Genomic DNA, 13,081 nt, shown 5'->3' on the forward strand with positions numbered 1-13,081 from the left:
GGAATGAAAATCTATTTTGTCATGTATACGACGACAGCAGTCTCCCATTAAATAGTAATGACGAATACCAGGGAGATTCCTAAATTTTAATCGGGGATGAATGTTGATATTAATATTTACGCATGTTATGCGAGCATTGTTTACGTGTCTAAAACAATTTTATTGCACTGTTTATATTATTTAACGTCTTGCCTGGGGATTTAATGGAATACTAATATTGACATTAACCAAGAGAAAGCGCACAGGCTGTGTTGCTATATAAGCCCGCGCGCGTGGTTTGAAGGGGATGATGGACTACCCTTGCGTTGCTGCCTGTTCGCGATGTTTTTTCGCCTGCAGTTCATGTGAATAGGAATGACTGTTATTCATTGACTGATGAACAACCATCGCTTTCTCATGTTCATTCATGCGTGAAAAAGACGGTGCACTAGCCCGTGTTGATTGGCTATTTTGCACCTGTGCTTCATGTGTTTGTGCCATTTGCTGATGAGCAGGTGCATCGCTGTTATTCATCATATCGTGAGCCATAGCTGCCTGCTGATGCATTGTGGATGTTTCTGCCGCATTAACGCCAGCTGAGATAAAAAAAACGATAGCTAAAAAGGAAGATATCTTATTCATCATATTTCTCCAGTGTCGGTTTACAGGAGAATTATAATAAGCAGGGGCTGTCAGTGAGGTGACAGGATTATGACGATTATGTCAGAGAATAATAATATTAATATGAGGTTTAATCGATGGCGCATTAGCGCCACCAATAATAATTAAGCGGCATACTTGGGTAATGTCAGAATAAAGCGGGTAGCGCGAGCGTCGGATGTTACGGAGACCTTGCCCTGGTGGGCAATCACAATCGATTTCACTATCGCCAGGCCAATACCGCTACCTTCGCCTTTACGCTGTCGTGAGGGATCGACGCGATAAAACCGGTCAAAGAGTCGTGGCAGATGTTCCGCGGCTATTGGCGTACCGGGATTTTCCACAATAATACGCACGAGATCATCAGCCTCTTTCACTTGCACGGTGACAGACTCGCCTTTAGGCGTATAGCGCATCGCGTTAGAGAGCAGGTTGCTCATTGCCCGGCGTAACATTAACGGGTCGCCAGAAACCCAGCATGCCCGACCTTCAAAGCGCAGGCTGACTTCGCGTTCTTCCGCCCAGGCTTCGAAAAAGTCGAACACTTTACTGACTTCATCCGCAAGATTCAGCGCTGTTTTTTCCGGGATCAGCTGATTATTGTCTGCCTGTGCCAGAAACAACATATCACTCACCATCTTCGACATGCGGCCAAACTCTTCGAGATTAGAGTAGAGCACATCTTCCAGCTCTTTCGTGCTGCGGGGATGGCTGAGGGCAATTTCTGTTTGCGTGACCAGGTTGGTGATTGGCGTGCGGATCTCGTGAGCAATATCTGCAGAAAAATTGGATTGGCGTTTAAACACATCTTCGATTCGTTCGATCATGTGATTAAACGACTCAACCAGTTGCTCAAGCTCAATCGGCACGGCCTGCGGGTCCAGGCGAACATCGAGATCTTTAGAGGTGATATTTTGGATGCGCCGACTGACATTACGGATAGGTTCATGACCTTTATAGACGGCGAACAACACGATAAAAACAATCATCATGCTAATTAACGATGCTGTCATGATCAGCTTGTTTTTCAGATCGTTAATGTAGTGCAGATGAAAATCGATCGATAATGCCATAAACAACGTATAGGCCGGTTTCCCGTCTGGCAACTGCCCAATGGGTAAACGAATCATTCGCCAGTTGGAGGACGCATTTTTACCGTGCGCATGTTCTGATGTTTGCAGCGTTGGGCCGGAAATTAAAAAGACATTCCGGGTATGGGCATTTTTATCCGGCGTTGCCGTGGCGATAAACTGACGAAGGTCCGGCGCATTAGGTGAATGGAAAATGGCCCTTTGATTGGCATCTTCCAGAGAAATAATGACATTAGAATAGCCCGAAACTACGTTTTTTAATGTTTCCAGCCGACGTGATTCTGGTTCGTTCGGGTGGTTAATAATACGCTCCAGCGTCGCGCTGATCTCTTTTAAATCATTGATATCCTGCTCTGCGAAATGGACTTTCACCGAGTGGATCATTATCCATGCGAAAGCGAAAAATGAGGCGATTGTCGCCAGACTGATAAAAAAGGTTAACCGTGTTGCCAGCGAAAAAGGGCGCTGTAATCGTTTAGCGGACATCCGGCACCTCAAGCATGTACCCCACGCCACGCACGGTCTGAATCAGTTTCGGCTCAAAGTCATTATCGATTTTGGCCCGCAGACGCTTCACGGCGACGTCAATCGCGTTAGTGTCGCTGTCAAAATTCATATCCCAGACCTGAGAGGCAATCAGTGAACGCGGCAACACCTCTCCCTGATGACGCAGGAAAAATTCAAGCAGCGTAAACTCTTTACTGGTCAGGGTGATGCGTGTGCCGTTGCGGGTGACTTTTCTGCTGACCAGATCGACCATTAAATCCGCGACCTGAAACTGACTTTCGACAATGACTGCGGCCCCCCGTCGCAGCAGCGTTCTGACCCGCGCCAGCAATTCCGCAAAGGCAAACGGTTTAACCAAATAATCATCAGCTCCCAGCTCCAGACCTTTGACCCGATGCTCAATGGTACCCAGTGCGGTGAGAAGCAGAATGGGCATGCCTTTGTTGGCGGTGCGCAGCATTCGCACGATATCCCAGCCGTTTACATCGGGCAGCATGATGTCGAGAATGAGCAGGTCATAATCACCGGTCATCGCCAGGTGATATCCGTTCAGACCGTTGTCCGCCAAATCCACAACAAAACCCGCTTCCGTCAGGCCTTTCGTCAGGTATTCACCGGTTTTTTTTTCATCTTCGACAATCAAAATCTTCATGACATTCTCCATCACGCACTGGCTGTGCGGATTTTCAATTCTAGAGAAGGCGGATCGGATAGCAATCGGTTATTGGGAAAATGACAGTTTTGTCATTTTCCTGTCACCGGTTAAACAGAGTCATTCAGGTATAAATTCACACATCTTTTATGGTTATCAGTCCGGTCTGGACGAGAAGAACTATGTACAAATTTAAGCTTCTTACCCTCAGCGCTATTTTTGTTCTGGCCGGCTGCTCGTTGGCACCGGACTATCAGCGTCCTGCATTGCCGGTTCCGCAGCAATTCTCCTTAAGTCAGAACACGTTGGTTTCGGCTCCGATGGGATATCAGGATACAGGCTGGCGTACCTTTTTTGTTGACTCCCAGGTGAAGGCGTTGATTGGTGAGGCGCTGGTCAATAACCGTGATTTACGCATGGCGGTACTGAAGGTTCAGGAAGCGAAAGCGCAATATGGTGTGACGGATGCCGATCGTTACCCGCAGCTTAGCGCCGGTTCCAGCGGTACTTATAGTGGGAAATTAAAAGGCGATAGCAGCACCAACCGGGAATTTGAAGCGGGACTGAATCTCAGTTTTGATCTGGATTTCTTTGGACGACTGAAAAATATGAGTGAAGCCGATCGGCAGAATTTTTTCGCCAGTGAAGAAGCACGTCGGATGGTGCATATCTCATTAATTTCTAACGTGGCGCAAAGCTATTTCAACCAGCGTCTGGCTTATGCGCAGCTGCAAATTGCTGAAGAAACGTTGCAAAACTACCAGCGCTCTTATGCGTTCGTCGAGAAACAGTTGATGACCGGCAGTACGAACGTGCTGGCACTGGAACAGGCTCGCGGCGTGATTGAAAGCACACGCAGCGATATTGCCAAACGCCAGGGCGAACTGGCGCAGGCGAACAACGCACTGCAACTATTGCTGGGGACGTACGGGAAATTACCGGACGACCGTGTGCGCAGTCGCGGTGATATAAAACCCGTGACACTGCCCCCCGCACTCCCATCGCAAATATTATTGCAGCGTCCGGATATTATGGAAGCCGAACATGGATTGCTGGCGGCGAACGCCAATATTGGCGCTGCACGAGCGGCATTTTTCCCATCGATTACGCTGACCAGCTCTGTATCCAGCAGCAGTGGCGATCTCTCCAGCCTCTTTAATGCGGCCAGCGGCATGTGGAATTTTGTCCCGAAAATAGACATTCCGATCTTTAACGCTGGACGTAATCAGTCAAATCTCGATTTAGCAGAAATCCGCCAGCAGCAATCGGTAGTGAATTACGAGCAGAAAATTCAGAACGCATTTAAAGAAGTTGCGGATGCGCTGGTGCTGCGTCAAAGCCTTGCCGATCAAATTACCGGTCAACAGCGTTATCTGGACTCATTACAAATCACGCTGCAACGTGCTCGTGCACTCTATCAAAATGGTGCTGTTAGTTATATCGAAGTACTGGACGCCGAGCGTTCTTTATTCACTACACAGCAATCGCTACTCGACCTTAACTATGCCCAACAGGTTAATGAAATTAAGCTGTTTGCTGCCTTAGGCGGTGGCTGGGTTGAATGATCTTTAATCTTAAATTCTCAGGAGTATATTATGAAAACTACCGCTAAAGCCGCTTTGTTTACTGTGTTATCTGTCGTCATGTTTAACGCTCAGGCCAATGAACATCAGCATGGCGAGATGATGAATATGGCGCCTGCGGCCCAGCAGGAGCAAGTGATTAGTGCGACAGGCGTGATTGAATCTATTGATATGAATAGCAAAAAAGTCACGATTAAACATGAACCTATTCCCGCAGTGAACTGGCCGGCAATGACGATGCGTTTCACGCTGGTATCTGATACCAGGGCCGACGATATTCAGCCAGGTGATAAAGTTGCCTTTACGTTTGTTCAGCAGGGAAATCTCTCTGTCTTACGCGATATTCACATCAGTAAATAACGGATCTCGCTGGTCTCTTTTATTCTTGCCCGGGTTTTCCTGAACACGGGCGAGACTATCGCGCAATGGAAATCACTATGGCGTCTTTAAATATTAAAAATACCGCGCTTATTCTCGGCAGCATGATTGTCGGCGGAATTATTTCTGTCGGTGTGTATACCTATTATTCATCCGCAAAAGTATCGGCCGATACCGGCGCTGCTCAAAAAAAAGAAGAGCGTAAAGTTTTATTCTGGTACGACCCCATGTATCCCAACACGCGGTTTGATAAACCGGGTAAATCACCGTTTATGGATATGGATCTGATCCCGAAATATGCCGATGAAGAGACAGCGAGTACATCCGCACCGGGTGTGCGTATTGACCCGACGCAGACCCTGAATCTGGGGCTAAAAACCGAACCCGTGCGCCGTGGGCCATTGCAATATGCACAAACTTTCCCGGCGAACGTCAGTTATAACGAATATCAATTTGTCATTGTTCAGGCGCGTTCGGCAGGTTTTATTGAGAAGGTCTATCCGCTGACCGTGGGCGACAAAATTAAGCAGGGCTCGCCGCTTATCGATCTGACAATCCCTGACTGGGTAGAAGCACAAAGTGAATATTTATTGCTGCGGGAAACGGGCGGCAGTGCGACTCAGGTTGAAGGCATTCTGGAGAGATTACGCCTGGCGGGAATGCCAGAGGCGGACATTCAACGCTTGAAAGCGACGCGGAAAATTCAGACCCGCTTTACCCTGAAGGCCCCTATTGATGGGGTGATTACCGCGTTTGATTTACGTACTGGTATGAACATTTCAAAAGATAATGTGGTCGCGAAAATTCAGGGAATGGACCCGGTATGGGTCAGTGTTTCAGTCCCGGAATCTATCGCCTGGCTGATTAAAGACGCCTCGCAATTCACCATTACCGTACCTGCCTGGCCGGGTAAACCCTTCACCATTAGCAAATGGAGTATTTTGCCGAGTGTGGATGCCACGACGCGTACGCTCCAGCTTCGCCTGCAGGTTGATAACCCGGATGAGGCCCTGAAGCCGGGAATGAATGCCTATCTGCAACTAAAAACGCAAAGCGAACCGATGCTGCTGATCCCGTCTAAGGCGCTGATTGATACCGGTACCGAGCAGCGGGTTATCACCGTCGATAATGAAGGACGATTTGTACCTAAGCAGGTTGCCGTATTCCATGAGTCTCAGGGGTTAACGGCCATCCGCTCTGGTCTGAGCGAAGGTGAAAACGTGGTGTCCAGCGGTCTGTTTCTGATCGATTCCGAAGCGAATATTTCTGGCGCTCTGGATCGTATGCGTGCCCAGACAAACGGGACACACGCTGTACCCGCGATGCCAGCCCAGGCGAACCATTCACACTGAGGACATGATAAATGATTGAATGGATTATTCGCCGCTCGGTGGCAAACCGTTTCCTGGTGATGATGGGGGCGCTGTTTCTCAGCATCTGGGGCACCTGGACCATCGTGAATACGCCGGTTGATGCGCTGCCCGATCTCTCTGATGTGCAGGTGATCATCAAAACCAGTTATCCGGGGCAAGCGCCGCAAATTGTTGAAAATCAGGTGACCTATCCGCTGACCACCACCATGCTATCGGTGCCGGGAGCGAAAACGGTGCGTGGTTTCTCGCAGTTTGGCGACTCTTACGTGTATGTCATTTTTGAAGACGGTACCGATCCTTACTGGGCACGCTCCCGTGTCCTGGAATATCTCAACCAGGTGCAGGGGAAATTACCCGCAGGCGTCAGTGCTGAAATGGGACCGGATGCGACAGGGGTCGGCTGGATATTTGAATATGCGCTGGTGGATCGCAGCGGTAAACATGATCTTGCTGAATTACGTTCGCTGCAAGACTGGTTCTTAAAATATGAATTGAAAACTATCCCTAACGTGGCGGAAGTTGCCTCGGTGGGCGGTGTGGTTAAAGAGTACCAGGTTGTCATCGATCCGATGAAGCTGACGCAATATGGCATCAGCCTGGGTGAGGTAAAATCGGCGCTGGATGCCTCAAACCAGGAAGCCGGTGGTTCATCTGTCGAAATGGCCGAAGCGGAATACATGGTCCGCGCCAGTGGGTATCTGCAGTCCCTTGATGACTTCAATAATATCGTACTGAAAACCGGCGCTGATGGCGTTCCAGTCTATCTGCGTGATGTTGCCCGCGTACAAATTGGGCCGGAAATGCGCCGCGGGATCGCCGAACTGAATGGCGAAGGCGAAGTGGCAGGCGGCGTAGTCATCCTGCGATCCGGTAAAAATGCGCGCGAGGTGATCTCTGCGGTTAAGGCTAAACTTGAAACGCTGAAGAGCAGTCTGCCGGAAGGCGTTGAAGTAGTTACAACATACGACCGTAGTCAACTGATCGATCGCGCGATTGATAACCTGAGCTACAAGCTGCTGGAAGAGTTTATCGTTGTGGCGCTGGTATGCGCGCTTTTCCTGTGGCATATCCGCTCAGCGCTGGTGGCCATAATTTCTCTGCCACTGGGACTGTGTATCGCGTTTATCGTGATGCATTTCCAGGGACTGAACGCCAACATTATGTCGCTTGGGGGGATAGCCATCGCGGTCGGCGCGATGGTTGATGCCGCAATCGTTATGATTGAGAACGCGCATAAGCGGCTGGAAGAGTGGGGGCATCAGCATCCGGGTGAAAAGCTGGATAACGACACGCGCTGGAAAGTCATCACCAATGCCTCGGTGGAAGTCGGCCCGGCGCTGTTCATTAGCTTACTGATTATCACACTGTCGTTTATCCCCATCTTCACGCTTGAAGGGCAGGAAGGACGGTTATTTGGTCCGCTGGCATTTACCAAAACCTACGCTATGGCAGGTGCTGCGTTTCTGGCCATTGTGGTAATCCCGATCCTGATGGGATTTTGGATCCGTGGCAAGATCCCGGCGGAAAGCAGCAACCCGCTTAACCGTTTCCTGATTCGTATTTACCATCCGTTATTGTTGAAAGTGCTGCACTGGCCGAAAACGACCCTGCTGGTGGCGGTGCTGTCGATCCTGACCGTTATCTTCCCGCTGAATAAGGTTGGGGGCGAATTTTTACCGCAGATTAACGAAGGCGATCTGTTGTATATGCCTTCAACCTTACCGGGAATTTCCGCAGCACAGGCGGCAGATATGCTGCAAAAAACCGATAAGCTCATCATGACGGTTCCTGAAGTGGCGCGCGTGTTTGGTAAAACCGGTAAAGCTGAAACGGCGACCGACTCCGCACCGTTAGAAATGGTGGAAACCACCATCCAACTGAAGCCGCAGGATCAGTGGCGTCCGGGGATGACGATGGACAAAATCATTGAGGAACTGGACAAAACCGTTCGTTTACCGGGGTTGGCGAATCTGTGGGTACCGCCAATTCGTAACCGTATCGATATGCTTTCTACGGGGATTAAAAGTCCTATCGGCATTAAAGTTTCGGGTACCGTGTTGTCGGATATTGACGCCACGGCAGAGCAAATCGAAGAAGTCGCAAGAACGGTGCCTGGCGTGGCATCCGCATTGGCTGAACGTCTGGTCGGCGGGCGTTATCTTAGCGTAGATATTCATCGTGAAAAGGCCGCCCGTTATGGGATGACCGTCGGCGATGTGCAGCTGTTTATCACCTCAGCGGTAGGTGGCGCGATGGTAAGTGAAACGGTTGAAGGCATCGCCCGCTATCCGATCAATCTGCGTTATCCACAAAGCTATCGCGATAGCCCGGAAACGCTACGAAATCTGCCGATACTGACGCCAATGAAACAGCAAATCACGCTAGCGGATGTGGCGGATGTGCAGGTGGTTTCGGGGCCGTCGATGTTGAAAACGGAGAACGCACGGCCAACCAGTTGGATCTATATTGATGCCCGCGATCGCGACATGGTGTCGGTGGTGAACGATCTGAAAAAAGCGATTGCTGAAAACGTCCAGCTAAAACCAGGGACCAGCGTGGCATTCTCCGGGCAGTTTGAGCTGCTTGAGCGCGCCAGCCACAAGCTTAAACTGATGGTGCCGATGACGCTGATGATTATCTTCGTGCTGCTGTATCTGGCATTCCGTCGTTTTGGTGAAGCCCTGTTGATTATTACCAGTGTGCCCTTTGCGCTGGTAGGCGGAATTTGGTTTCTCTATTGGATGGGATTCCATATGTCGGTCGCGACCGGAACTGGATTCATCGCACTGGCAGGCGTGGCTGCCGAATTTGGTGTGGTGATGCTGATGTACCTGCGCCACGCCATTGAAGCAGAGCCTGCGCTGGAAAATCCGCAAACCTTTACCGTGGATAAACTGGATGAGGCGTTGTACCACGGAGCGGTACTGCGTGTGCGTCCTAAAGCAATGACTGTGGCGGTCATCATTGCGGGTCTGCTGCCGATTTTATGGGGAACGGGAGCCGGGTCTGAAGTCATGAGCCGTATCGCTGCACCGATGATTGGCGGCATGATCACGGCACCGTTGCTGTCACTGTTCATCATTCCGGCAGCGTATAAGCTGATGTGGCTACACAGGCATCGCACCCAGAAATAGCCCCTGCTAGCGCTCGCCTTCACTCCTTTGAAGGTGGGCGCTATGATTCCAGCGCTTTCACCCGTTTACGGTACTCGCCAGGCGTGCAACCGAATTCACGCAGAAAAACTTTGTGAAAAGATGACTCGCTGGCATATCCCACCGATTCAGCAATCACGACCAACGGTTGGGTGCCGCGCGACAGCATCTGGGCGGCGAATTGCAGACGCAATGTGGTGAGTACGGCGAGCGGCGTGGAGTTTGAAACCTCGCGAAACAGTTGGGCAAAACTGGCCCGCGACATATGTGCGCGCTGCGCCAGTTCTTCAACACTCCAGGGATGTGCGGGTGATTCCAGCATCTGGAACACCACCGCTCCTAGTCGGGGATGTAATAGCAGATTCAGCACATTTTTGGCGGGGGGAGCCTGAGATAACCATTCGCGAACGGCAAACGTGAACAGCGTGGCGCATTGCTGGCTGCACACAACGTTGGAACCGGGCAGCATGCTCAACGATTCCTGCTGCATCAGCCCAATCATCGCCGTAAGCCAGTGGTAAACGGGGCTATTTTCGCCAGGCGCCAGCAGCAAAACCTCCGGTAGCGCGGTTAAGAAATAGCGGGAGGATGTCTGTAGTTGCAGACTTCCGCAGACAATATGCGTTTGCTCTTCACCTGACTGGCACAACCGATGCGCGGAGTTTTGCGGCAAGATGACTACCGTACCTGGACGCAGTGTATAAGTGTTGCCGTCAGGCATCTCCAGTAAAGCGCTACCCTGGGTTACCGTATGCCAGCGGATCACGGATAACTCACCTGCTGCATGAGGGAGTTGCCAGTCTCTGCTCAATAGGCAGTTTTGATCAATAGAACCCTGCGGATCGTTAAGCATTAGCAAGCGGCTAAGTGCATCCATAAAGACTCCTGAACAATTTTTATTGTCGTTGATAGAACCGTAATTATCGTCATATTTTTACACTAAAGTAATACCATCAAATGGTTACTTTATATTTTATCTGGGGGCTTTTAAGTTTTTAATATATGGCTGTAGACGATTGAACAGAAAGTGGCGCGTTATGGATATGCTGACCTGACAGGGCACTGCCTATAATCCAGAGTAACAAATGAACAATGACTTTGCGAAGAGGCAGTATGAAACAGTATCAGGCGATCATTATTGGATTTGGCAAAGCAGGTAAGACGCTGGCGGCTACGCTGGCAAAAACGGGCTGGCGGGTAGCGATTATTGAGCAATCCAACACCATGTATGGCGGAACATGCATTAATATCGGCTGTATTCCAACCAAAACCCTGGTGCACGATGCTGAGCTTCAGCATGACTTTGCGACTGCGATGCAACGTAAAACTTCCGTGGTCAGTTTTCTGCGCGATAAAAACTTCCATAATCTGGCCGATCTGGAAAATGTGGATGTGATTGAAGGGCGTGCTGAATTTGTCGACAACCATACCGTGCGGGTAATGCAGTCGACAGGAACGATTGAGCTGAGCGGTGAGAAGATTTTTATTAATACCGGTGCACAGTCGACGATTCCGGATATTGAGGGATTATCCAGTACGCCAGGCGTCTTTGACAGCACGGGGTTGCTGAATTTGACCCAACGCCCACAGCACCTGGGTATCCTGGGAGGGGGCTATATCGGCGTTGAGTTTGCGTCGATGTTTGCCAACTTCGGCAGTCAGGTCACTATTTTTGAGGCTGCACCGCTGTTTTTACCCCGTGAGGACCGGGATATCGCCGATGCGATCGCTGATATTTTACGCGATAAAGGCGTAGAGCTGATCCTCAATGCTAAGGTGCAGTCGGTTTCGTCTCAGGATGGCGCGGTGCAGCTACAGATGCCGGAAGGGGAACAGGTTGTTGACGCACTGCTGGTCGCATCAGGCCGCAAGCCGGCGACCGAACAGCTGCAACTGAAAAAAGCCGGTGTCGATGTGAACGATCGTGGCGGCATTATTGTGAATAAGTATTTGCGGACATCGGCGGATAACATCTGGGCGATGGGAGATGTAACGGGGGGGCTGCAATTTACCTATATCTCACTGGACGACTTCCGTATTGTGCGTGATGGTCTGTTAGGCGAAGGGCTGCGAAACACCGGCGATCGGCAAAATGTGCCATATTCCGTGTTTATGACACCGCCGCTTTCCCGCGTGGGGATGACTGAAGAGCAGGCTCGTGCCAGTGGTGCGGCGGTACAGGTGGTGACGCTTCCCGTCGCTGCGATTCCACGGGCGCGAGTCATGGATGATACGCGTGGTGTACTTAAAGCGGTGGTGGACACGGATACGCAGCGGATATTAGGTGTCTCACTGCTGTGTGTGGATTCGCATGAGATGATTAATATCATTAAAACGGTGATGGATGCCGGGTTACCTTATACCGTATTGCGCGACCAAATATTTACCCATCCAAGTATGAGTGAGTCATTAAACGATCTTTTTTCTCTCATTCAATAATAAATATAGCGTCTGCATCTTTGCCCCACCTGTGTGGGGCTTTTTTTATCATTTTTTTATAAAACAATACTATCGAACAGCTATTCTGGCGTTCTGGAATAAATGAAATTAGTGGCTGTGTTTTATTATATCGGTACTGAAATTACGAATGAATGGAAATAGAAATGAACATGGTTAAAACGACGCTACTGATGACAACGTTATTGGCGGCACCAGTGACTTTTTCCGTACAGGCCCAGACACCAACCGAACTGGCCCACGTTACTGTATCCGCTGTTTCAGCGGCACCTTCTGTTGTCGAAGCGGCCATTGCTAAACTGGCGCAAGAAAAGCAGGCATCCTCATGGAAAATTACCTCGATGAGAATTGATAGCAGTACTTATGCCACTGCCATTTTGTACAAGTAGGATGGCTGTCATGGAAAAATATCTTCGTTTACTGGGGCAGGGGGATCGAATTGGATTAACCTTGATTCGCCTGAGTATTGCGATTGTCTTTATCTGGATTGGTTTATTGAAATTTATACCTTATGAAGCTGACAGTATAACACCGTTTGTGGCAAACAGCCCGCTGATGTCATTCTTTTATGAGCATCCGAATGAATACCAACAGCATTTGACGCACGAAGGTGAGTTAAAACCGCAAGAGCGTGAATGGCAAACTGCGAATAATACGTATCGCTTCTCTAATGGGCTCGGTGTAGTTGAAATTATTATCGCGCTGCTGGTGCTTGCTAATCCGATCAGCCGGTGGTTAGGATTTATGGGGGGAGTGCTGGCATTTGCAACGCCGGTTGTCACCTTGTCGTTTTTAATTACCACACCGGAAGCATGGGTTATGCCATTGGGTGATTTACACCACGGTTTTCCGTATTTATCGGGGGCGGGACGTCTGGTGCTAAAAGACACGTTAATGTTGGCTGGGGCAGTGATGATAATTGCTGATTCTGCCCGAGCAATCGTTAAACAACGGTATTGAATTTTTAACGCTGTACCCTCTGTAAGATAGTTTGCCACTCTAATTTAATTCGGTATTTACCGCGGCCAGCATGATGCTGGCCTTTTTTATCACTTAAGTTAAATTACGATTAATATACCTGAATAATGCATTCTTCCCTGTGAAATGAGAGGTTATGGTATTGGTATCAATCCCCGCTGGATATCGTGCCTATAGGTTCAGCACCCCCCCCGTCCACGCTCTGTGTTGTCAACCCCTTAGTTTTACAGCATTTTTTCTATTTTATTTCTATGCGATTATTGCTATTTAT

At 49.6% G+C, this 13,081-nt stretch carries 11 protein-coding genes; 7 read left to right on the forward strand and 4 right to left on the reverse strand.

Annotation, left to right across the window (positions count from 1 at the left end; all coding sequences use genetic code 11):
• Positions 1–294 precede the first annotated feature (294 nt).
• The 3 genes from NNN64_RS21230 to cusR all read right to left on the reverse strand — a co-directional run bounded on the left by NNN64_RS21230 (position 295) and on the right by cusR (position 2,889).
• The gene (locus NNN64_RS21230; protein ID WP_271442686.1) at positions 295–621 is read right to left on the reverse strand and encodes a copper-binding protein; all 327 of its coding nucleotides are present in this window, start codon (positions 619–621) and stop codon (positions 295–297) included.
• Positions 622–764: 143 nt separating this feature from the next.
• Positions 765–2,216 (reverse strand): Cu(+)/Ag(+) sensor histidine kinase, encoded by a 1,452-nt coding sequence (locus NNN64_RS21235; RefSeq protein ID WP_271442677.1) that lies wholly within the window; start codon positions 2,214–2,216, stop codon positions 765–767.
• Positions 2,206–2,889: a copper response regulator transcription factor CusR gene (gene cusR, locus NNN64_RS21240; RefSeq protein ID WP_271442678.1), complete on the reverse strand. Its 684-nt coding sequence runs from the start codon at positions 2,887–2,889 to the stop codon at positions 2,206–2,208. Before cusR ends, NNN64_RS21235 begins: the two co-directional genes overlap by 11 nt.
• Positions 2,890–3,071: 182 nt before the next feature.
• On the opposite strand from cusR, the gene NNN64_RS21245 reads away from it, so the two are divergent.
• From NNN64_RS21245 to NNN64_RS21260, 4 genes are all read left to right on the forward strand, one after another.
• Positions 3,072–4,454, forward strand: coding sequence for an efflux transporter outer membrane subunit (locus NNN64_RS21245; RefSeq protein ID WP_271442679.1), 1,383 nt, complete (start codon positions 3,072–3,074; stop codon positions 4,452–4,454).
• 30 nt (positions 4,455–4,484) lie between these two features.
• A complete protein-coding gene (gene cusF, locus NNN64_RS21250; protein ID WP_271442680.1) occupies positions 4,485–4,832 on the forward strand; it encodes a cation efflux system protein CusF in 348 nt (115 codons plus the stop codon).
• A 77-nt stretch (positions 4,833–4,909) separates the two neighbouring features.
• Positions 4,910–6,202, forward strand: coding sequence for an efflux RND transporter periplasmic adaptor subunit (locus tag NNN64_RS21255; protein ID WP_271442681.1), 1,293 nt, complete (start codon positions 4,910–4,912; stop codon positions 6,200–6,202).
• An 11-nt stretch (positions 6,203–6,213) separates the two neighbouring features.
• The gene (locus NNN64_RS21260; protein WP_271442682.1) at positions 6,214–9,357 is read left to right on the forward strand and encodes a CusA/CzcA family heavy metal efflux RND transporter; all 3,144 of its coding nucleotides are present in this window, start codon (positions 6,214–6,216) and stop codon (positions 9,355–9,357) included.
• 40 nt (positions 9,358–9,397) lie between these two features.
• On the opposite strand, the gene rclR is transcribed toward NNN64_RS21260, so the two are convergent.
• Positions 9,398–10,252, reverse strand: coding sequence for a reactive chlorine-specific transcriptional regulator RclR (rclR, locus tag NNN64_RS21265; protein WP_271442683.1), 855 nt, complete (start codon positions 10,250–10,252; stop codon positions 9,398–9,400).
• Between the two features lie 236 nt (positions 10,253–10,488).
• Between rclR and rclA the strand changes: the two genes are divergently transcribed.
• From rclA to rclC, 3 genes are all read left to right on the forward strand, one after another.
• A complete protein-coding gene (gene rclA / locus NNN64_RS21270) occupies positions 10,489–11,814 on the forward strand; it encodes a reactive chlorine resistance oxidoreductase RclA (RefSeq protein ID WP_271442684.1) in 1,326 nt (441 codons plus the stop codon).
• A gap of 170 nt (positions 11,815–11,984) precedes the next feature.
• A complete protein-coding gene (gene rclB / locus NNN64_RS21275; RefSeq protein ID WP_271442687.1) occupies positions 11,985–12,221 on the forward strand; it encodes a reactive chlorine resistance periplasmic protein RclB in 237 nt (78 codons plus the stop codon).
• Between the two features lie 10 nt (positions 12,222–12,231).
• Entirely contained in the window at positions 12,232–12,792 is a 561-nt protein-coding gene (rclC, locus tag NNN64_RS21280) for a reactive chlorine resistance membrane protein RclC (protein WP_271442685.1), read from the forward strand.
• Positions 12,793–13,081 lie beyond the last annotated feature (289 nt).

Source organism: Citrobacter sp. Igbk 14 (genome assembly GCF_028069825.1).
GTDB lineage: Bacteria > Pseudomonadota > Gammaproteobacteria > Enterobacterales > Enterobacteriaceae > Citrobacter.